Below are 20,959 nucleotides of genomic sequence, written 5' to 3' on the forward strand. Positions count from 1 at the left end.
GATTTATAGGCAATTTGCGAGCCGGCTCAATTGTGATGTGATAGGCCATACTCGGTGGGGCGGGGAAGCATCAATGACGGCCGATCACCGGTCAGGGCGCGATGCCGACAGCGAAGTGGTTGAATCATACCGGCTTGTCGAGCAGGTCGGCTTCCTCATGCGTATCGCCAACCAGCGCCACACCGCCATATTCGCCAGCCGGATGATCGAGGGGCTGACGCCGCCGCAATTCGCCACCCTCGCCAAGCTGCGGGAAGTCGGCCCCTGCTCGCAGAACCGCCTGGGCCGGCTCGTCCATCTCGACGCCGCCACCATCAAGGGCGTGGTGGACCGGCTGAGCGGGCGCGGCTTCGTGCTCACCGCCGAGGATCCGCACGACCGCCGGCGGCGCGCCGTCGGCCTGACCGAGCGTGGCCACGCCGTTGCCGACACCGCGATCCTGCTCGCGCGCGAGATTTCCGAGGCGACGCTGGAACCGCTGAGCGCGCCCGAGCGCGAGCAGCTGGTCCGGCTCCTCAAGAAGATCGGCTGAACCGCGCGTCAGTTCTCACGCGGCGCGAAATCGGCGAGCCGGCCCGCATAGGCCTTCGGCCGAGGCGCGGCATAGGGGCCCGTCTTCGAGGTTCTGAGCCCGGTGCGCACCAGCGCCTCGGCCAGCGTCACCGCGCTGGCGACGCCGTCGATCACCGGCACGCCGTGCTCATCCGCCAGTGCGCGCGCAAGATCCGCCATGCCGGCACATCCCAGCACCACCGCTTCCGCGTGGTCCTGCGCGATCGCCCGGCCGATTTCCTGGGAAACCCGGGCGCGGGCATCGGACGCCGGGTCTTCCAGTTCCAGCACCGCCACGTCGGACGCGCGCACGCGGGCGCAGCGCCGGTCGAGGCCGTAGCGCATGAGATTGGCCTCGATCACCGCCACCGAGCGCGACAGCGTCGTCACCACCGCGAATCGATGGGCGATCAGCCCGGCGAGATGGAACCCCGCCTCGCCGATGCCGACCACCGGCGCACGGGCCAGCGCCCGCGCGGCATCGAGGCCGGTATCGTCGAAGCAGGCGATGATGTGGGCATCGACGCCGGCGGCCTCCGCCTCGGCAATGGCGGCCAAGAGGCCCGGCAGCGCCAGCGCGTCGTCATAATGGCCCTCGATCGAGGCCGGCCCCATGCTCGACGTCGCCTCCGCGATCACCGTGCCCGGCGCCGCCACGGCGCGCGCGGCGGCGGCGATCTTGTCGGTCATGGAGCGGGTCGTATTGGGATTGACGAGGTGAATGCGCACGGCCGAGCGAATCCCGTTCGATTGGATACAATCTTTTCTACGGTGCGCTTCTAACATGGGATTGGCTGGGGCGGGAGGATTCGAACCTCCGCATGGGGGAATCAAAATCCCCTGCCTTACCGCTTGGCGACGCCCCACCGGGCCCGAGGCCGATGTGGGCGCGGACATAGACACAGGAACGTCCCGCTTTCAACCGTCTCGTCCACGGCAGGGCGGCCAAAACAATTCGTCCACCGCAAAGCATCACGTCGCGCTTGCAGCCCTGCGCATTCGCATGCTAGAGGCTCGCGCCGCGGCGGAGTGTAGCGCAGTCTGGTAGCGCACCTCGTTCGGGACGAGGGGGTCGCAGGTTCAAATCCTGCCACTCCGACCACGTTTCTCAAGGGTTTCCCGGACCCTTCCCCCGACTAGGGGGACAGATATGGCGACAGAAACCATATCCTAGGCTCGATTCACATCATCGATGACCATCGTCCCCTCAGGGGAAGATCCGCCGCCCTGCAACGCCGCCAGCGTCAGCCAGGCGCGCCACGCCTCGATGAACCTAGCTAAGGCCTCATCGCGCGTGAGCCCTCCGCCGCACCGTGCGCCGCCGTGCTCGGGATCGTAGACAGAGCTGAACGACCAGTGCCAACGGCTGGTGTCGACCCCGTAGGTTCGCCCGACGAGCCCGAGGCCGACGCCAGCGGTCACCACGGTATAATCCTCAGATCTCCCACCCTCGCGGGGGTGAAGGATAAGCGGCGTAGGATCGCGGGGCGGACCGTCACCGGCGCCCTCACTAAGGCCAGCCAGAGAGAGCCACAGGCGCCAGCGCCGAGCGAGCATGGCCTTGGCCTCATCCAGATCCCGCCCTGAACCATGCGCAGGGCCACGCCCATCAGCGTTCAGGTCCACATTGCCGATCGACCACACCCATGATTTCGACGGCGCATGGTCCTGATGCTGGATTCCTCCCAACAGGAACCCGCCGCTACGCACATGATAGGCGTCAAACTCGACATCGCGCCGGCGCTGCAACTTGAGCATCAGTCGTCGAAGGCGTGCGGCCGGGTCAGCCCATCAGGAATTTCGCCGATCGCCGCGAGGATGGTCGGTGCCGAATGCTCACCCGTGTGCTTATCGATCGAGCGAGAGAAGGCCAGCACACCGGCATGCTTTGGCGCCAGCACTTCCACAAGCGCCAGGGCCCCGCGCCTGGTGCGTGGCTGCTCGGCATCGCCCTGCTGTAGCAGCCCGTCGCCATCCCGGTCGATCGGCAGAACCACAAAGTACGTCGCAGCCATCCTGTCTCTCCCGCGTTCTGAAATGAGAACATAGTGAGAACAGACAGCGACCCGAGTCAAAGACCGATGCGCAGGCGAAACGACCAAGCTCGACCACGCACAACAGAAAATGGCCCCGCCTTCCCGAAGGAGAGCGGGGCACCTTTGTGAGCCTATCGCCGACGAGCGGGCAGCGTCGGCCCGCGCATCATACCCGGTTTTGCGCGGGCGACCGCGGGAAGCAGCTTCTGGAGATAAGGCAAGGCAGCAGGATCGCGAGGAGAGAAGTACTGCTCCGCGTATTTCGGAATCCAAACCGTCTCGACGAACTCGATGTGCCTCCCAGCACGCCGCGATAATCTCGGCGGCCAACCGCGCCAGATCCTCGCGCGAGCCGGAAACGCACTGCCCGTCGCGGCTGATGATCAGCAGGCCGGTCGGCCGGTGCAGGGTCGCGCGGGCGCCCGGGTCCAGTGTCGGCAGGCGGACAATGTCGGCCTGCCGAGCACCAGTCGCGTCACCGCCCGTCATTTGGCGGGCGGCCAGAAGCCGGGCGGCGGCCCGTCACGCCACAGCTTGACCCAACGGATCGTCGCCTCGCACAGCGACATGCCGGTGAGGCCGAGAGCGAAACCCACCATGCCCTCGAGAGACGCGACAGAGATGTCGGGCGAGGCCACCCAGCGCGCCGCGATATGCGCGCCCAGCGGGGTGCAATAGCCCGCCACGGCGGTGCCTACGATAGCGGTGCCGATGTGGCGGGTAAGCGAGCCGCCGGGCTTGGTGAGGGAGCGCGCCAGCCCGCCGATGCCGCCGGCGATGAGGTGGGCGAGCTTGAGGCCGAGCAGCGCTGGCTCGGGAGGAATATCAGCCATCATCGCCCCTTACTGGCCAGGCTGACCGCGATCGCCTTCGCGCTCGTGCCGGCCGCGTAGATTCCGAAAAAGCTCAACAGGATGGCTCCCTGCCATTCGTCGAAGGGCGAGGGAAAAGCCGGGATGCGCCACCCCAGCCGGAAGCAGGTATCCAGCGTCACCAGCACCAGGTGCAGGGTGAAGCAGCCGGCGATGAGCGCGGTGATGAACCGCATCTCCCAAAAGCCCGCCGTGGCGAGCCTGACCTGCAGCGCGGCCTGCCGCGCCGCCATCTCGGCGTCGATCTGCTTGAGCAGGATATCCGCCTTGATGCGCTCGCTTTCGACCGCGCTCGATTTCGCGGCCACATAGGCCTGCGTCAGCTTGCCGAGTACGTCGCCGGTGAGCCAGCGAAGGATGGCGCCAATCATGCCACCGCCCCGATCGCCGGCAGCTCGGAAAGATCGGCGACCGCATCGCCGCTCGCGATCGCCGCGTTGCGTGCATTGCGGCGCGAGGCCCAGAAGGCATAGGCCGCGCCGCCGATGGCGACGACGACGCCAGCGACCACCAGCCCCGCGAACACCTGGTCGATGATGCCGCCCGAGCCGATCATGGGCTCAAGCGACTTCTTGGCCTGGTCAATGAGCACGGCCGTTCCGCCACCGCCCGCAATGGTGCCGGCCGAACCGCCGATCGGCGCCGGCGGCTTGGCGATGTCATCGAGGCGAGCGCGCTGCGCACCTTCCTCGCTATAGGTCGGTGCCGGGCCGACGCTGCCCATAGCCGCCGCCTGCCCGTGCGCCAGCGCCTCCGCCACGCGGCGGGACCAGCCCGCGCCGAAGGTCTTCCACGTCTTGAGCCCCTTCAGCATGGCGAGCCGACGCTTCGCCATGTCGGCGATCAGCGCATCATGGTCGGGGTGCGCCTTGAGCGCCGCCAGCGTGACGGCGCCGACCTGTCCATCAGCGGCGACGCCGAGCGCGCGCTGCAGCCACTTCACCGCCTGCGAGGGGCCGGAGTTCACGGCGCCATCCATGGCGAAGTAATCGACGCCGGGCGGAAGCTCGTCGGCGCGGATCACATCCCAATACTGCGCGCGATAGATCGCCTTGACCTCATCGGCCGCGATCTGACGGACGGCGCGCGGCGCCTTGCCCTGACGCCGACGCCAGGAATCATAGACGCGTTGCGTCACGCCCTTCATCGTCGCTCCGCCCGGGTCGGCGGGATGATTGGCGTAGCCGCCCTCATGCACGAGCACGCGCTTAAGCGCCTCGTCGAAGCTCGACGCGGTCATGGTAGTCTCCAGATTGTCAGGGGATGGAGGGCGGCGATGACGCCAGATCAGGCGTGGTGGGCAGGGTTCGGGGGCGTCTTCTTATTCGTCGCCCTCGGCGTCGCGTGGCTCAGGTGGCGTCTATGGTCGATTGAGCGGCGAGAGCGCGAATAGCGCCCTCATGCCGCAGCGACATGGAGGTAATTGGGTGCAAATCTGATCCATTGCATCAGATTGACCTATGGGGCACCCGATGGACTGGGGTGATTTGGTCGTGACGATACTGGGCGGCTGGGTTTCTCTCAGCTTCGCCGCCGCCTTCCTGCTGTGGTGTAGGAAGAATTAGAGCTCACCTATCGCTGAGCCGCCGATCGGTGCAGGTGGATCAGACGGCCGCGACGAAGCTCGCGAAGTCGCCCGAGGTGAGGATCGGACCTTCGGCACCGCGCAGGTGATAGGCCCGCATCTCGGTGTCGATGATCAGCCGGGGCATGATGGTGAGACCCTTGGCGCGCAGATCTGCCATTGCCCAGGCGACGCTAGCGGCGCCGGCCGCGAAGCCATTTGCCTGCGTGGCGCTGGCCGCCGCCGCGTCGGCCTTGGTCGTGGAGAGGCCGGCAGCAGAGGTTGAGGTGCCGGCGGCCTGCACGGCAAGCGTGGCCGCATCCGTCGCTTCGACCGCCTTGGTGATCGAGGTCGTGGCCGAGCCCGCAGCGGCGCCGGCGGCGCCCGTGGCGGTTGCGGCGGCGGCTTGAGCCTGCGTCAGGGCGAGCGCCTTCAGGTCGGACGCTTCCGCTGCGGTCGCCACCAGCCCGGTCGCACCGATATAGACCGGAGCGGCGGGCTTCGTGCCGCTGCCACCAATCCAGTCCTGCACCTGCATCACGGTGCGGGCGCCGTCTTCCACCATGGCGAGGATCGGCGTCCAACCGGGCGGGCCTTGCAGCACCGGGCCGAGCACCACCATCTGCGACGCACCCTTGTACTTGCCGGCGCCCATCACCTCGATTGAGGTGGCGCCGATCTTCTCACGCCGCCCGTCGACATGCCGGAACACATCAACTGCGGTGTTCTGGCCCAGCGGCAGCGCCTCCACCATCTCGGACGTGGGATAGAAGCGCAGCAGATTGCTGCTGATGAGATCGAGGCCGGCCTCGGTCGAGAGGAAGAATTCCACCGGTGCCGCGCTGATCGGCTGGCCGGTGATCTCGAGGTCGATCAGGGCGCCGTCGAGAACGGCGCCGGGTATTTCCAGCACCACTTCAGGGGCGATCTCGCCGCGATAGAGCGTGATGAGCTGTGCCATGGGATCCTCAGAAGTACCGGCCGCCATTGTATTCGATGCCCGCCACGTCACCGGGCAGGTAGTTCGGGTTGCTGGGCCCGCTCGGATCGCCGATGCCCACGCCCGTGCCGGTGTCGATTACCGCCAGCTTGTGGACGAGGAAGCGCAAACCCGTTGCCGTGCCGACGAAGGTGTTTCCCGGCACCTGAATAAAGCCGGAGGCCGCCGTCCCAGCGAAATACGCCGAAAAGTTCGGCGTGCCCGTCAGGGTGATGGTCATGCCGGCGACGATGATCTGCGCCGCGGAGGGCGAGTGCCAATGCGCCACGGCGCCGCCGACAATGGCGTAACTGGCGATGCACAGCATGAAGGATCGCTGGTCGGCATTCACATGGATGCCGGTGCAGGCGCCAAAACGGACATTGCCATATTCGATGCGCGAGCCGCCGAGCGCATTGAGGCAGTTACCGGAGCCGGAGATCACGCGCATCTCGACGCCCTGCACGCGCAATGCGCAGCCCGGCCCGTCGGTGCGGAAGCAGTCGCTGCTGACACCGGTGATCACCACGCTGCCAGGCGAGGCGATATTGCCTTCGACCTCGAGCAGGCTGGAAGAGCCGAGCAAGGGTCGCGTCATGATGATGGATTCGCCATAAAGGCTGCTCATCACCTTGATTTTGACCTTGAAGCCGTTGCAGTCGAGCTGCGCCGCGATGTTGGCCGCATGCTGCATGCTGGAGAACGGCGCGCCGGTCGAAAGCCCATTATTGGCATTGTTGCCGGTGGCACTGACATAATAGGTACGGTCTGCCGTCAGGCGCTCGCGGATCAGCGGCACGACAGACGCGGCAGAAGCTGCCGCCGCAGCAGCGTAATTGCTCGCGGCCGTTGCCGAGCCCGCCGCAGCATTGGCGCGTGTAAGGGCCAGAGCCGCAGAATCGCCGGCGGCGGTCGCGCGGGTGAGTGCTGCGTCGGCAAAGCCAGAGGCGGCATCGCGCGCGGTGATGGCGGCCGCAATCACGTCGGCAACTGCGGCGTCGCTCACCGGGCCCCACGCGCTGCGGAAGAGGTATACTACCTGCGTGGCGAGGCTATAGGCCATCCATCCGCCATCGGGGGCGGTGAAATCCCAGGCGGCGCCGTTCCAGCGGACGATATTGTTCGCCTGCCCGGCCCATTCGCCCGTCGGCACGGGGCCTATCACATAGGTGTCGCCCTCCGTGCGGGCGGTCGGCGGGGTGGACTGGTTGGCCGCCAGCACCCGGTAGCAGGGCGCGGTGAAGTTGAGGATTGCCGCGCTCTCGGTGAGCTTGCGCACACGGGTGCCGATGACGATGGCTTCCGAGCGTTCCGGCGAGGACAGCTGCACGGCATAGGCGGCACCGGCTGCGCTCGCGCCCGGCCAGCCATAGGCCAGGGTAAGCTGGGCGCTGCCGGTCACGCCCGCGATCGGCACGGAAAGACCGCCGAGGTTGAACATGTCGCCCGGTAGCAGGGCCATGGACCAGGCGGGCCCTCCGGCGCCAGTCACGACGGTGCTGCCGGCCACGACGCTCGCCGTGCCCGTGGAATAGATCGCGCTCATGTGGCGTCACTCGGGCCAGGCGAAGGGGCAGGCGAGATTGATCTCGGCGAGAAAATCCTCGACGGGCGGCGCAGCCCGGGTGCCTGCCTGCACGGCTGCCATTACGGCGAGGGCATAGGTCCAACGGGCATCGCGCCAAGCGACGAATGCCTCGGCTTCCGCGCTCCACTGCACATTGGTGCTCGACACATAGCTGGCGAGGCTGGCGCCGTTGTCATAGCCGCGCTCGCGGGCCTTGGCATCGATCCCCGCCTGTATGGCGCAGGAGTAGTCCGCTTGAGAGGGAATAGGCTCCCATGGCGTGTTGAGCTCAATGACGAGATCGGCAAGGCTCTGCCCCTCGCGGCCGACGAACAGCCCGCCATCCTCGGTGCGCCAGTGGTGCCGGGTATCCTCCACCGGCGTGAATTGCTCTGCGGTATAGGTCGTCATCCCGAGTCCCTCATTTTGAAGTTCATGACATTTATGGCTATTGGGCCGCCGCGATTGTTCTGGACGATATAATAGGGACCGGGCGCATACCACAGAACGTTTACCGTTCCAGAATTAGCAAACGTCATGCTGAAACCCGGACCGCTATCCAGTCGAGCAACGGCAGCATTAGCCAATTTGAAGTATCCATGGTTTCCATTATTGTTATCGGCCACAATGAGGAAACCAGATGACGCGGAAAAGCTTATCGATGCGCCATCAAGCAATGTGACTGCCGAGGTCTGGGCGAGAGACCACTGCTCGCTTGCGGACGCCCGGACATTCAGCGTGCCGGCAAGGGTGTCCCCGGCCTTGTTGACGGGCGTATAGCCGAGAGCCGCCTGCGCGCCGAGGGTCACGCGCGCAGCGGCTTGGTCGGCATCATCAAGCAGGGTCTTTATGTAGGTCGACACGCCGAGCGTGGTAAGTGCGGCAGAGGCGTCCACCGCCGGCATCAAGGTCTGGAAATAGCTGCTCGCAATCGCCGCCTTGATCTGCGTCGCCGTCACCGTGCCGGTTTGCCCCACGACAGAGGCCACCCCGTCGGTCAGCTGCCAGCTGCCGGCCACCAGCGCGAATATCTGATCGGTCGCGAGGCTGTAGACATGCCACCCGCCGGCGGGGGCGGTGAAGGCCCAGGCCGAACCCGCCCACTGCGCCAGCATCTTCGCGCGCCCTGCCCAGGCACCCGTCGGCGCCGTGCCGACCACATAGGTGTCTCCGAGGATTGGCGTGGCCGGCGGTGCATTCAGGCCAACCGACTGCACGTCATAATAGGGCACGTTGTTTTCCAGCAGCCCGAGCTTGTCGAGCGCTTCGCGCGTGCGGGCCGCGAGATAGCCCGGCTCGCTGCGCGTGGGCGAACTGTAGTTCACGATATAGGCCGCGCCGGCCGCGCTCGCCCCCGGCCAGCCGTAAGCCAGGGTAAGCGCCGTCTGGCTCTCAATGGAGGCGATTGGCACCATCAGCCCGGCGCGGCAGAACACATCACCGGGCAGCAGGGTGGCCGCCCACATGGTGCCGTCGCCAGTAACAGCCGCGCTGCCGGCGACCACCGAAGCGGTGCCGGTCGAATAGAACGAACTCATGGGTAAAACCTCAGAAGTCGGATACGTTCATGGTGGCAACGCTGCCGAAGAAACCCGAACTGAACGTTGGGTTATTGTAGAGTTTGAATGTGTTTATCGTGTAATTCGCTGCCACGACGGCAGGCCCGAAATAGTAGTTCGTTCCGGATATTGTGAAGCGATAGGCGTCCTGCATCAGAACCATGCCGCAGCCGCACCACCACTGCGTTTCCGGGTTCCAATAGGCCATGAAGAAGGAGAACGGGATGCCCCCAGTAGTTGGCGGATTCGGCAGGGCATAGATGCCGGTCGGCGCCCCGGCGATGATCGGGGCAAAGCCGGTGAACCGTGGCGTCTGCCGGTCGCTGCGAAACAGAAAGTCGTTCGGACCGGCGAAACGGAAGTCGATGCCCTTCTTGGTGACGAAGTAGCCCTGCCCTCGCACCTTGGCGATGCGCACCACCTCGGCGGCGGTGCCGGGAGCATAGGCCGGGTCGGAGCCGACAATGCCCACGCGCACCCCGCCGGACAAAGAGGTGACGACGAGGATCTGGTTGGGGGAAAGCCAGAAGACGCTGCAATTGTGCGAATACTTGACCTGAAACGACGGGTCGCTCGGGTCCATATCCGTCGAATAGGCGATCACCGGCGGATAGTCGGGATACCAGCCATTGAGGTTGATGGTGAAGCCGCGCCGCGAATGCGGAGAACTCTGGTTCGGCCCGGTGAAGGGGAAGGGATCGTCGGTCACGACGGTGTCGTGCGCCGACGATGTCTGTGCGGTTTCCGCAATCTGGAAGTGGTTGCGCTGCGTCGTCAGCATCATGTCGTCGAGGCTGGCCGACCTCGGGTCGACACCCGGCCGGCCGATATAGAGGCCGGTGCCGTAGAGCGGGTGCCGGCCCAGGAATATGCCGCCGGCGCCGCTGGCCTCCTCGGTCTGTGGGTTCACGGTGAAGACATAGTAGACGTAGTCGACGGTGTTGCGCGCCGGCGAGATGTGTATCTGGCTCCCGGTCATCGACACGCCGCACACGCCATAGCCGCGCGCATAGCCCAAGGCGCCACCGTTCAGCGCCCCGCCATTGTTGCGCTGCCAAGCCAGTGTCGGGCGGTCAGGCCCGGAGCCGCCAAAGGGCAGAACCTTCGATTGCCGGTACGCGACGCCGCCACTCATCGTCGTGTAGCCCGCCCCAAGGGCCGCACCAGAAACCACGCCGTTGGCGCGCACCCGGAAGCTGTTGGTCCACTTGCTGTCGAAGGTCACCAGCCGGCGATCGAGGGCAAGATTGCGCGGGTCGTTTCCGGCCTTCACAGAGCGCAGGCGCATGCCGCCGGAGCTATCGCGGAAGGTGGCAAAGCTCTCGGCCATGGTCAGACGCCCGACCAGTATTCGTAGCCCTCGGTGAGATTGATATCGACCTTACCGTCATAGGAGAGCAGTCGCCCGGCGCGGATCGTGCCCATATCCGCCTGAATAGCCGCAAGATTTGCAACACTTAGCTTCTGCGCCGTGATCGAGCCGTCCAGATACATGTCGCCGCGCATGTAGATGGTGCCGCTCTGCCAGATGAACGGCGCCACATAGCCCGCCGCCCCCTGCTTGCCGATCGCGAAGCGGTCCGCCTCGAACCACACCTCGGAGCGGTAATTGCCGGGCGTGCCGAAGGCATAGATGTTCATGCCGGCCTGGCTGGTATAGACGCCGTCCGTCACCTTGGCCTGAAAGCCGAACCCGGCGACCGCGCCGGAGGGGAGCGACGCCGCGATGTAGCGCACCGAGAAGCTGGCCTCGATGCTCCCCACCGCCGTCTGCAGATTGGTGATCGCCAGCGCGATCGCCGAGCCGGGGCCCACCGCCGCCTCGATCCGAGTCGTCACACTCGCATCGAGGTCGTCAACCGCGGCGTTCAGTTCCGTGATGGCCTGTGCCAGCGCCGAATCCGGCCCGGTGGCGACGGTGATTTCCTCGCGATAGGCCGCCGTGATGCGGCCCGTGGCGGACTTCACCTCCCGCAGGATGGTCTGTTTGTCGAGGTAGTTCGCCGAATCCTGCTCCGCCATCAGCATGGCGAGGTCGTCGAGCAGCTTTTTCACCGTGCGGGCTTGGTCGATGATCTCGCGCCCAACCAGATCGCGCAGCCCCTGCTGGAAATTCTCCAGATCCCACGCCACGTTGTCGGCGGAGATCACCGGCGTGGCCAGTTCCCGGCGGCTCCATGCGCCCTGCTTGCCGCTGGGGTGGATGCCCGCCACCTCCAGCCACAGCGCCACCGGCTCCACCAGCGCCGAGAGCTTTGGGAGCCGGGTTTCCCCGAGCGGGACATAGCTCTGACCCTCGTCATAGCTGACGCGGGCCACATAGGTGATGGCGTTCGCCGCCGGGAACCACGAAGCCTCGAGCTTGGTCGGGAACTCATTGGCGAGGAAGCGCGCATTGAGGCCGGCGATGAATGGGTATGTCGGGTTGAACAGCCCTGTTCCATCGGGCAGCGGCGGCGGGTCCGTCAGATCCTCGTCATGCACGCGGGCGTCATCGACGAACAGGTCGATTGCCACCCGGTCGCCCGAAGGCGACCCGCTCTTGACCACGCACCGTTTGATCCACGTCGTGCCCAGCCCGAAAGAGAAGCTGGGCAGGATGCCGCCCTGGCTGCGCTCCAGCACCAGCGCCAGCGTGGTCGACTGCGCCGCCTCCACCGCGGCGAGATCCGCGCCGTCGAGAATGGCAATGCTGTCGCTGGCGCCGCGCGCGCACTTGATGGGCCCGAAGGCTTTGCCGCGCGGCGTGCGCAGCACCACATAGTGCTGGCCGGCATCCCATGTGAGCGGACGGTCGAGCACTAGCGCGGTGCCGACATTGCGCACCACCTTGCCGGCCTGCCCCCATTCCTGCGGCAGTTCGGATTGCAGCAGCACGGTGGAGCCGACCGAGAGCATGCGCCCGTCATGCTCGGTTTCCAGCTTCACGGTCTGGCGCCGATAGAGGTTCTGCCGCAGCAGAAACTCCGCCTCGCGCTGCGCCTGCGCCCGCGCCACCAGCCCGGGCAGTTGCAGCCGCGTGGCGTCGGCGATCATCTCCTCGGTGGCATCGCGCGGGGCGACAGCCTCCGCAAGCTGCCATGTGCTCTCGTCGATATATTCCAGCACCACGCACTGCGAAGCCTCGGTGGCCTTCAGGAGGTACTCAATCTCCAGCGAGCCACGCACGATCTCATTGTCGGTCAGCATCATGGTGGGGATCGCCACCGGCTCGTCGCGCACCAGCGAGAGCGTCCCGCCGAGCCATTTGTGCTTGGCCCGGCAGACGCCGAGCGCCGTATCCAACGCCTCGGTCACCGGCTGCGTCGAGGTGAAGTCGTAGTTGAATGTGTCGCCGCGCGCCGCGCACCTGGCGGCAAGGTCGACGAAGGCCTGAAAGTCAACCCGCGCCAGCGCGAAGCGCCCGCCATAGGTGGCGTTGGTGGCGATATCCAGTGCCGCCCAGGCCGGCGAGCGGGTCGGCTGGTCGACCCAGCCCGAGCCCGTCCACACCGGCAGAATGCGGGTCTCCACCACCGATATCTTGCTGATGGCGTCGCCCGAGAATTGATCCGTGGCCACGGCCTTGATGGCGATGGTGGAGCATGGGAACGCCTTCGGCCCGGTGATGAGCGCCCGCAGGCCCGACCACACCACCGTGTCGGTGATCTTGGTGTCGGTCGACGCCGGCAGGGTGCGCTGCACCCGAGCCTCATAGCGCCCGGCGGCGACTTCGGCACCGATGGTGAAGCGCACCGCGCTCTTGCTGGCGAGCAGCTTGACGGCGGAGGCGATCTCCATCCATCCGCCCGTCGGCGCGCCCGCGGCGTCGATCGTGCGCACCTCCAGCCGCACGCCGACCCAGGTGCCCACCATCTTGCCCTTGTCGTTCACGCCATAGACGCCACCGGGGGCGAGGATGTCGGCATAGATGTGCGTCGCCGTGGTGTCGGGCGCATTCGCCGCGAAGCCGCCGACATAGGAGGGGTAGGAAAGCTCCTGCCCGTCGACCTCGCTGGAGGTGACGACGTTGATAGGAAACGCCGTGATCTCCTGTTCCGGCTCGTAGAAGCTCACCTCGACGCCGGAGAAGTTGGGGGAGACGCCCCCGGCCGAGGTCCACAATGCCGTGTCCTCGATCAGGATCTGCTCGCGCGAATAGCGGCCCTCGCCTTCCGACAGCAGGACATGCACCACCTGGTCGTCGCCGTCGAAGGACGACCAGGGAACGGCGGCGTAATCGAGCGTGCGCTTGGTGCGGCCATAGGCGCAGGGCATGGGCTGCAGCGGGCGGGCGGAGTTGGTCTGCCGCGCCCAGGAATAGATCGGCGTCGCCGCATCCTGCGATCCGCCGGCTTCGACCTTGGAGAGGGTCGAGAGCAGGAAAGACCCGCCCAACACTATGGCGCCGGTGATGATGCCACCGGCAACACCAGCCAAAGCCGTGCCGGCATATGCGGTTCCGGCCAAGAGTGAGCCGGCGAGCGCGCTGCCCGCCCAAGGTGCCAGCGCCGTCAGCGCGATAACGCCGATCAGGCCGATCAGCGAGCTGCCGCTGGTGCCGCCGCCCATCGGTAGGGAGTGGAACTCCACCATGCTGGTCTTGCGGATGCGCCGCGTGCGCCACCGCCGGCGCATCACCGGCTCGCCGTCGATTACACAGATCGTCGGCACGCGCGTGGCGCTCCAGCCGTTACGGCGCAGGAATCCGGTGATCGTCTCATTGCGGCGGGGGAAGGCGCGCGCGAGTTCGATCCCCGGGGCCGCGATGTGCAGCACCGGAAGCAGGACGGCAGCGGTCATGTCGGGGTCTATTCCGTGATGGGTTCGAAGAACATCAGCCGGTTCCAGCCGGCAGCACGCAGGGCGACGGGCGTTTCCGCCTGCACGCCAAAGCTCTCGTCGCAATGGATGATGCGGCGCTCGGGGGCGAGCCACACGCCGGCATGCGCAGCCCGGTCGGCGCGGGCCATCGCCACCAGCGCGCCGTCCGGCGCGGTGATCAGGCCGGCCACGGGCGGCGGCGCCACCTCGCGCCAGCGCGCCCGCTCGGGATGCTCGGCAAGGGTGTCGATCATCCAGCGCCATGTCGGCGCGGCAGGGAGCGTCACCGATGGCAGATCGCGGCCGAACAGTGCCGCCTGCACCTCAGCGGCCAGATGCCAGCACGAGCGCTCGCGCGACCACGGCCGGCCGATCAGCGAGGTGAGGTAGGCGGCGCGATCCATGTCAGGCGGAGAGGGTCGGCAGGTCGGACACGGAGAGGCCCGACGCGATGATCAAGCCATTCGCGAGCGCATCCTCGCGGAGGTGTACCGTCCCCTCCGCGTCGATGAACATGAACGGCTCAAAGCCGCCCTTGCCGATGACGGTTTCCCCCATGTCGGCATCGATCATCGACATGTCGCGAATGTGGATGCTGGGATGGGAAAGCTCGATCATGGGAGCCGCCGGCGCCGCAGCGGGGAGAGTGGCCGCAATAGCTGCCGCCGGGGCACCAAGGCCAAGGGCGCGCAACATCGATCGACGCGAGAGCATCGTTGTTCCTCCAGATTTTCAGGGGGTAGGCCGGCGCTAGCGCACCAGCCCGGGGAACCGCGCCCGGGTGTAGACCCGCGTCGGGAATTTTTTGTCGGAAAGGTTGGACACGCGGGCCGCGCCGGTGATGCGCGTCCCGCTCACCCGCACATTGCGAATGATGAACTCGATCGGGCCATAGATCGGCTCGCCAGGCTCGGTCAGGCTGTACTGGCGGAAGATCGCTTTGAGCTCGGCATTGTAGCCGAGCGCGGCCTCGAGATAGGCGGCCATGTCCCGCCCCACATTGTCCATCGTGATTTCGCACGTCGGCACCTGCCCCTCCGAATATTCCGGAAAGGCCGCGCCAAAGGCGGAGGGCGAGAATTCCACCAGGTCGCCGGGGTCGAACACGCCGCTCAACTCGATCCCAAGCGCGCGCGCGATCACGTCATTGACCATCCGCAGGGGGCGTATGACGCCGCCGAGCAGGATGGCCGGGTGCTGCAGTTCCAGCGTGTCGAGCACGCGGATATCCGTCGGACAGGAGGCTATTGCCTCCTCCCATGCGGGCGTCCAGTCGGTCATCAGCCTTCCACCACCGGCGCGCCGAAGGGGTAGTCGGAACCGGCGAACACCGGCTCCAGCCGCAGCGTGGCGAGGTCCGCCTGCGTGGTGATGGTGTGCAGGATCGTGCCGGCCTCCCGGTCGGCGATCAGCACCACGGCATCAGCCGGGAAGGCGCCATCATCGCGCGTGTCCAGCGCGACGATCACATACCAGCCCGGCAGATACTCGCGCACCGGCACCTCGATCTCGCCCATCTCCGGATCTTCGACGGTATCGGTGCCGAGGTCGCGGAAGCACCGCACGTTCGGCAGGCAGCGGGAAGTGTCCCAGCTGCGTGGCTCGGGTGAGAAGTCCGGCGCGAACACAGGGAGAGCGTCCATCGCCTGCGTCTCGCTGGCGAAGCGGAGAAGATAGTCGATCATGTCGGGTGTTCCTGCTCAGGCCGTGAGGGCTTGCAGCTGCGCGTCAGAGAGCGCCGTGGGGAAGTATTTGAGGCCGGAGATCCAGCCGTAGAACGCGACGCTGCCAAGGGTTATCGTGGCACCATCGAGCGTGGGGAATAGGAAGCCAGAACCAGAGTCGCCCCCAACTGGCGCACCGCCATTACGCGCCGCCCGCATGGCCCCGCTCTTGGCCGACACAGCCACCCTCTCCCTCACCCCGACTGCAGAGACGGGAGAGAACCCAGCCCCCGACTGGGGAATACCTTCGCGATAGGAAGCAAAGCCAATCAAGAAGGACGGGGTCATGTAGATATAGACCGAGTTGGAGCCCAAACCTGTCTTTTGCAGACTGAGAACTCCAGTAGTCGATGCTACGAACTCGGTGGCGAGGTCGAGCGCGATGGTGCACTCGGTAAGGCTGGCGATGTTCGCCATGTTGACTGAGCAGCTCTCCGCCGCACGAGTCGTGACACCGGTAAGCGCCGGAATGTAACTCGACGGACCGCGAGCCGCCGTCACTTTCTCAAGCTGGCGACCCCAGACGATGAGGCCGGAGGTGCCGTCGCCCGTGTAAACGGAAGACACGCCATCATGCAGGTGCATACGAGCAATGAGGCTACCAGCAGCCGTGGCCGTGACACACATCCACACTCGCCACCAGCCATTCGGCAATTGCTCAAAACCTCGGCTGACATAGCCAGCCCCGGCGCCCAACCAGCTTCCCGCGCCAGCATCGAAGGTGCTGTTGGCGCCTGCGGCAGTAACAGTCCTGATATAGAAGCAGCGCTTGGCGCCTGATGGCGCCTCTTTTACATAGGCTGACCAGACATAGATATCGCCGACTACGGCGGTAACCGCGATATCCGCCACATAGTGCTCTGAATTCGCAGTGCTCTCGACTACAAACGTCGCGTTGTTCGTGCCATCCGGAGCCGCGAAGCTCTTGGAATACGACAGTATCCCGGCCCCGCCGCCGAAGGTCTCGCTGTTATTGTTCGTCGCCCCAAAAGCCAGATTGGTACCAGCCCCCTCCATCCGCAGCCCCTTCAGGGCCTTGGTGATCGGGCCATAGTCGAACCGCGGCACATTGGCAGCGGCGGTGCGGAGGATGCCATCCTTGTCGAAATAGGTGGCGGTGCTGGCGCGAGAGAACACGGTCGCCCCCATGGCAGGTCCGAGATATTGGGAAGCCGGCGCAGCCGGCGCGAGGATCAGCCCGCCCTGCGTGCCCGCAAAGTCGAGCACCAGGCCGGAGGCGGAGCCCAGCAGCAGGGTGCGCAGCGTGGTTTTCAGCGGCGTCGGCATGGACATCAGCACCGGGATCGACCAATGCCCGCCCGCATAGCGCGCCCGCACCCAGTAAGCGCCGTCGGCAAGGAACGGCGTGTCAACCGCGAACACTCCGCCCGCCGCCACCACCGACCGCGTCGCCGCCCCGCCGAAGTCGATCTCGATCGTCTGCCCGCTGGTGCCGGTGCCCACCACCTGGTCACCCGCGGCGGTGATCACCGGCACAGGCGGGGTCAGCACGGCGGGGAAGACGTAGAGCGCCAACGACACCAGCGTCTCGACGCCGAGCGGGGCATAGCGCAGGCCGCCCTTGCCACCCTTGATCTGCACCACGCGCAGCTCATAGGCTTGCCCGTCGAGCGACACCGGCATGAGAAAGCGGGCCGCGCCGCCCGCGATGCTGGCAAGGAACGCCTCCCAAGCCCCCATCTGCGCCGCTGTCAGGCCCCGGCCCCATTGCAGGGTTGCGAGATCATCGCTGGGCTGCCAGCGCTGGCGCACATCGCCGCCCTGCATGTCTGTTGCAAGTGCCTCCCGGCCGGGCGCACCGTTCCAGTTATCCCGCTCCGGACGGAATGGCACACCGGCAGGCCAGTCTGCGTAGGCCATCACATCTGCCTCCGCCAACCAAAGCGCCGCTCGCCGACCCTATCGAGGTGTCCTTCCTCGATGGCGTTCGTCATTTCGCCGCGAACCATGCGGCGCATCCTCGCTTCGATATCCACGGTGCCGTCTGCGCCTACCGTCTGCGTCACATCGGCCGTCTCGCCCGATGTGGGGATGATCCGGACATTGATATTCGGTGCGGAGATCACCTGCGCCGCCTGAACCTGCGCCGAGCGCAATGCGGCACGTTCGCTTTCCTCATAGAGTCGCCGCCGGGCGCCGACATGACCGCCCTTGGCGAACGCCGGCAGCGGCGCGTTGTCATTGATCGCCTCAAGAAGCGGGCGGTGCGCAGCCGTCGCCGCCGCGTTCACGACGAACTCGCCATTACTCACGCGAGCAACGATGCTGTCCGAGGTGCCGGTACCCTCCCCACGAATGAGACCGCCACCAGCAAGTGGACCAGCGTAACGGCCGGTCGAGGTCGCGACGGCGCTCGCCGACGGCGATCCAAAATTGAGGAAGCCGCCCACCAAGCTCGTCAGCCAATCCGTCGCGCCGCCACCTCCCGACTGGCCGAAGGCATTGGCGACGAGGTTCTGCACCGCCATGTCGAGCAGGGTACCGGCGACACGCTTGAACGCATCGTTCAGCGCATCGACCGCGCTTTTCCCTTCAAGCACGTCATTGAGGAAGCTCGACGCCACACCCCCGAGCAGATCCTTGGTCGCGCTCAGCGTCGCATTGAGCCGCAACCCCGCCGCCTCGGCCGAATCCAGATCGACCGCGAGACCAGAGGCGCGCAGTGTCGAGGCGATCTGCTGATCGACGGGATTGCGGCCGAGTTGCTCGCGCTCAAACTGGATATCCGCCTGTAGGTTCGCCCGAGCCGCCAGATCAACCGATCGACCAAGCTCGGCATTCTTGGCGCGGAGAGCGGCAAGCTCCTGCTCGCTCACCGCGATGCCGGTCTCGGCCGCCTGCCGACGCAGATCCGCTTCGGCCTCATAGTTGGCGCGCAGCTCGGCCACCTGGCCGGCCGTCTTGCCGATCAGCTGGATTTCAAGCCGCTGCGCGCGGATCGATTCATCTGCCGCCATCAGCCGGTCGCGCGTGGCGCGGGTCAGCTCTACCTGTGCCTGCACCATCTCCTGCGACGCGGCGGCATTGGCGCGGGCCGACACGGTCGCATTATCGGCGCCTTCAGCCTCGGCGCGAAAGCGCTCCAGCGATGCCTGCGCCGCTGCGCGCTGCTCTGTCGTCACGGCCGCCGTGACGGCGTTCTGCAGCTCCTGCTCGCGGCGAACACGCTCGGCCTGCGGCACCAGATTGCCATAGGCGTCCGTCATGGCGCGGATTTGATTGGTGACGCCTTCCAGGGCGGCGGCTGTGCCGCCCGGCGCCACACCACCCGCCAGCACGTCACGCAGCTTGGCCTGCTGCTCCTGCAAGTCCTTCAGCTGCTGCACGCGCGGATCGCGGGAACCGACGATCGCTCGCGCCTCGCTCTCCAGTGTGCTTCGGCGAGCATCCTCCCCGCGCTTCTCAACCATCGCGCGATCGGCATAGGCCTTGGAAAGCTCGGCGGTGTTCTGGCGAAGGTTGTCGGCCCAGCGGTCGCGATACCGGCTGTTCGGGTTCCGCTCGATCGCCGCCTCAATTTCCGCGCGGCGCTGTTCGAGCACAGCAATGTGCTCTTCCAGCGACGGGCCGGAAAGCAGGGCGTCGATGCCGCGACCCATCGCCGTGTAAGCATCCGACGCCATATTGCGAACAGAGAGCCACGCCCTGCCGAGCAAGGTAAGGTTCGCGCTGGCGGACGGCAGCACCTGATCGAGCTTCTGCAGCAAGAGTGCCGCTGCCTCGTGCGCGCGGTTGCTGTTGGCGACATCGCGGATGTACTTCAGCGTCGTACTGTCGAGAAAGGAAAGCTTCTCGTTCAGATCCTCTGCGCCTTGGCCCGGTTTGGCGAAAGCCTTCGCGATATCCTCTGACGCGGATGCAAGATCCGACTTGGTCACTTCGGCGTAGCGCCGCGTTACATCGACCAGCCCTTCGTAAAGCTCCGTGCCGATTTTTCCGGTCGACGCCAGGGCGGCGACAATCTCTCGCGCCTCGCCAGCAGTTGCGTCGCCGGCGGCGGCGGCGGCAACGGCGATCGCGTTCAAATCATCAATTGTCGCGCGGGTCGCCGCCCCGCGCCCATGCAGAGCAGCCTGCAGCTGCTTCTCACCCGCGAGCCAGCTCGCATAGGACGCGGCCGCCGCGACACCCACGGCGGCGACCGCGCCGACCGCTAGACTAGCCGGAGTGACGAGCCCGCCGATGGTGCCGCCGAGCGCCTTGAAGCCGCCGAGAAGTCCGCGACCGTCGCCGGCGAGCACCTGATAGACTTGGCCGCCCTGCGTCGCCAGCACTTGGAACGGGCTGGAACCCGAGGCCAGCATGGTGGCGATATCGTTGATCTGATAGCCGAGGTTTGTTACCTCGTGTGACGCCAGACGGACGCCGGCGCCGGCATCCTGCAGGCTGCGCAGCGCCGTCACCTGAGCCGCGAAGGCCACCTTGGTCCGGCCGATCGCATTGGCGCGCTCGTCTTCAGTCAGGGCGCCGAGCTTGGCACTCTGGTTGATGTCGTCGAGCGTCTCCTTATAGCGCCGCTGCAGCGCCACGAGCGGGATGTACTTTTCGCGAACAGCTTGGATCTGCTCTCCGACTGTGGCGAGTGCGGCCGCCTCGGCCCGAGCCACGGCCTGCCCCAAATTGCGGAGCTGATCATTAGCCCGCTCGCTCAGCTGCGGCGCGGCCGACATCTTGCCGAGGTTGCCGAGCGCCCGCTCGGCCTGCACGTTCAGTCGGCTGTACTCGGCGGCAAGCTCGGCTACAGCAGCCGCCTCATTGCGCGCGACCGTGGCGCCGAGATTGCGCAGACGATCATTGGCCTGAGCATTGAGCAGCGGGGCCGCCGCTGCCGAGGCCCGCCCCATTCCACTGAGCGACTTCTCGGAAAGCGCCAAGCGCGCACGGAGCGTGTTTTCCCGCTCAAGCTGGCCATTGAGAGCGGCCTGCGCCTCAGTGACGATGCCGTATCGGGCATGCATCAGCGTGAGCGTCTGCACATAGTCGTCGGCGCTCATGCGCCCGGCATCGACTGCTGTCGCCAGCGCCCGATGCTCCCGCGCGAGCATCTGCGTCAGCTTGTACTGCTCGTCATACTTCAGCCGGACGCGTTCGGCCGCTGCGCTGGCGTCAAGCTGACGCTTGGTCGAGCGCTCGGTGATCGTCGCCATATTTTCCGCCGCGCGGGCAACACTGCCCTCGGCGGCCGCGATAGCAGCGAGATCCGCAGCGGCCTTATCGGCGCCACGGCTCTCATACTGCGTAACGACGCGCCGGATCTGCTCGACGGTAATGGTCGCCATGGA

19 protein-coding genes and 2 tRNA genes are annotated in these 20,959 nt (G+C 66.3%); 2 read left to right on the forward strand and 19 right to left on the reverse strand.

All coding sequences use genetic code 11. The features are described 5' to 3' along the window. Positions 1–73 precede the first annotated feature (73 nt). Complete coding sequence (locus tag ACO2RV_RS04440) at positions 74–532, forward strand: MarR family winged helix-turn-helix transcriptional regulator (RefSeq protein WP_423290231.1); 459 nt, start codon at positions 74–76, stop codon at positions 530–532. A gap of 8 nt (positions 533–540) precedes the next feature. On the opposite strand, the gene ACO2RV_RS04445 is transcribed toward ACO2RV_RS04440, so the two are convergent. Together ACO2RV_RS04445 and ACO2RV_RS04450 are read right to left on the reverse strand one after the other, a co-directional pair. After that, a complete protein-coding gene (locus ACO2RV_RS04445; RefSeq protein WP_423290233.1) occupies positions 541–1,281 on the reverse strand; it encodes an aspartate/glutamate racemase family protein in 741 nt (246 codons plus the stop codon). 62 nt (positions 1,282–1,343) lie between these two features. Continuing rightward, positions 1,344–1,418: transfer RNA gene (locus ACO2RV_RS04450), tRNA-Gln, on the reverse strand. 159 nt (positions 1,419–1,577) lie between these two features. On the opposite strand from ACO2RV_RS04450, the gene ACO2RV_RS04455 reads away from it, so the two are divergent. Then, a tRNA-Pro gene (locus tag ACO2RV_RS04455) sits at positions 1,578–1,654 on the forward strand. A 68-nt stretch (positions 1,655–1,722) separates the two neighbouring features. Here the strand turns inward: ACO2RV_RS04455 and ACO2RV_RS04460 are convergent. The 17 genes from ACO2RV_RS04460 to ACO2RV_RS04540 form a co-directional block, all read right to left on the reverse strand. Beyond that, a complete protein-coding gene (locus tag ACO2RV_RS04460; RefSeq protein ID WP_423290235.1) occupies positions 1,723–2,310 on the reverse strand; it encodes a hypothetical protein in 588 nt (195 codons plus the stop codon). Then, a complete protein-coding gene (locus tag ACO2RV_RS04465) occupies positions 2,310–2,567 on the reverse strand; it encodes a hypothetical protein (RefSeq protein ID WP_423290237.1) in 258 nt (85 codons plus the stop codon). Before ACO2RV_RS04465 ends, ACO2RV_RS04460 begins: the two co-directional genes overlap by 1 nt. 506 nt (positions 2,568–3,073) lie before the next feature. Next, positions 3,074–3,421: a hypothetical protein gene (locus ACO2RV_RS04470; RefSeq protein WP_423290239.1), complete on the reverse strand. Its 348-nt coding sequence runs from the start codon at positions 3,419–3,421 to the stop codon at positions 3,074–3,076. Then, positions 3,421–3,831, reverse strand: coding sequence for a hypothetical protein (locus ACO2RV_RS04475; RefSeq protein ID WP_423290241.1), 411 nt, complete (start codon positions 3,829–3,831; stop codon positions 3,421–3,423). Before ACO2RV_RS04475 ends, ACO2RV_RS04470 begins: the two co-directional genes overlap by 1 nt. Continuing rightward, on the reverse strand, positions 3,828–4,700 hold the full coding sequence (locus tag ACO2RV_RS04480; protein ID WP_423290243.1) for a glycoside hydrolase family 108 protein: 873 nt from the start codon (positions 4,698–4,700) through the stop codon (positions 3,828–3,830). Before ACO2RV_RS04480 ends, ACO2RV_RS04475 begins: the two co-directional genes overlap by 4 nt. A gap of 364 nt (positions 4,701–5,064) precedes the next feature. Continuing rightward, positions 5,065–5,985: a hypothetical protein gene (locus ACO2RV_RS04485; protein ID WP_423290245.1), complete on the reverse strand. Its 921-nt coding sequence runs from the start codon at positions 5,983–5,985 to the stop codon at positions 5,065–5,067. 7 nt (positions 5,986–5,992) lie between these two features. Continuing rightward, the gene (locus ACO2RV_RS04490; RefSeq protein WP_423290247.1) at positions 5,993–7,549 is read right to left on the reverse strand and encodes a DUF2793 domain-containing protein; all 1,557 of its coding nucleotides are present in this window, start codon (positions 7,547–7,549) and stop codon (positions 5,993–5,995) included. 6 nt (positions 7,550–7,555) lie between these two features. Further along, a complete protein-coding gene (locus ACO2RV_RS04495) occupies positions 7,556–7,981 on the reverse strand; it encodes a hypothetical protein (protein ID WP_423290249.1) in 426 nt (141 codons plus the stop codon). After that, positions 7,978–9,108, reverse strand: coding sequence for a DUF2793 domain-containing protein (locus ACO2RV_RS04500; RefSeq protein ID WP_423290251.1), 1,131 nt, complete (start codon positions 9,106–9,108; stop codon positions 7,978–7,980). Before ACO2RV_RS04500 ends, ACO2RV_RS04495 begins: the two co-directional genes overlap by 4 nt. A gap of 10 nt (positions 9,109–9,118) precedes the next feature. After that, on the reverse strand, positions 9,119–10,459 hold the full coding sequence (locus tag ACO2RV_RS04505) for a hypothetical protein (protein WP_423290253.1): 1,341 nt from the start codon (positions 10,457–10,459) through the stop codon (positions 9,119–9,121). 2 nt (positions 10,460–10,461) lie between these two features. After that, positions 10,462–13,911, reverse strand: a complete 3,450-nt coding sequence (locus ACO2RV_RS04510) for a host specificity factor TipJ family phage tail protein (protein ID WP_423290255.1) — start codon at positions 13,909–13,911, stop codon at positions 10,462–10,464. A gap of 8 nt (positions 13,912–13,919) precedes the next feature. Beyond that, the gene (locus tag ACO2RV_RS04515) at positions 13,920–14,336 is read right to left on the reverse strand and encodes a hypothetical protein (RefSeq protein ID WP_423290257.1); all 417 of its coding nucleotides are present in this window, start codon (positions 14,334–14,336) and stop codon (positions 13,920–13,922) included. A gap of 1 nt (position 14,337) precedes the next feature. After that, entirely contained in the window at positions 14,338–14,550 is a 213-nt protein-coding gene (locus ACO2RV_RS04520) for a hypothetical protein (protein WP_423290259.1), read from the reverse strand. 132 nt (positions 14,551–14,682) lie between these two features. Continuing rightward, positions 14,683–15,213 (reverse strand): DUF1833 family protein, encoded by a 531-nt coding sequence (locus ACO2RV_RS04525; protein WP_423290260.1) that lies wholly within the window; start codon positions 15,211–15,213, stop codon positions 14,683–14,685. Continuing rightward, complete coding sequence (locus tag ACO2RV_RS04530; RefSeq protein ID WP_423290262.1) at positions 15,213–15,617, reverse strand: hypothetical protein; 405 nt, start codon at positions 15,615–15,617, stop codon at positions 15,213–15,215. The genes ACO2RV_RS04525 and ACO2RV_RS04530 overlap by 1 nt, the downstream gene beginning before the upstream one ends. Before the next feature lie 15 nt (positions 15,618–15,632). Continuing rightward, positions 15,633–17,537, reverse strand: coding sequence for a phage head spike fiber domain-containing protein (locus ACO2RV_RS04535; protein ID WP_423290264.1), 1,905 nt, complete (start codon positions 17,535–17,537; stop codon positions 15,633–15,635). Then, on the reverse strand, positions 17,537–20,956 hold the full coding sequence (locus ACO2RV_RS04540; protein WP_423290266.1) for a phage tail length tape measure family protein: 3,420 nt from the start codon (positions 20,954–20,956) through the stop codon (positions 17,537–17,539). Before ACO2RV_RS04540 ends, ACO2RV_RS04535 begins: the two co-directional genes overlap by 1 nt. Positions 20,957–20,959: the final 3 nt, after the last annotated feature.

Source organism: Ancylobacter sp. VNQ12 (genome assembly GCF_049445835.1).
Lineage (GTDB): Bacteria > Pseudomonadota > Alphaproteobacteria > Rhizobiales > Xanthobacteraceae > Ancylobacter.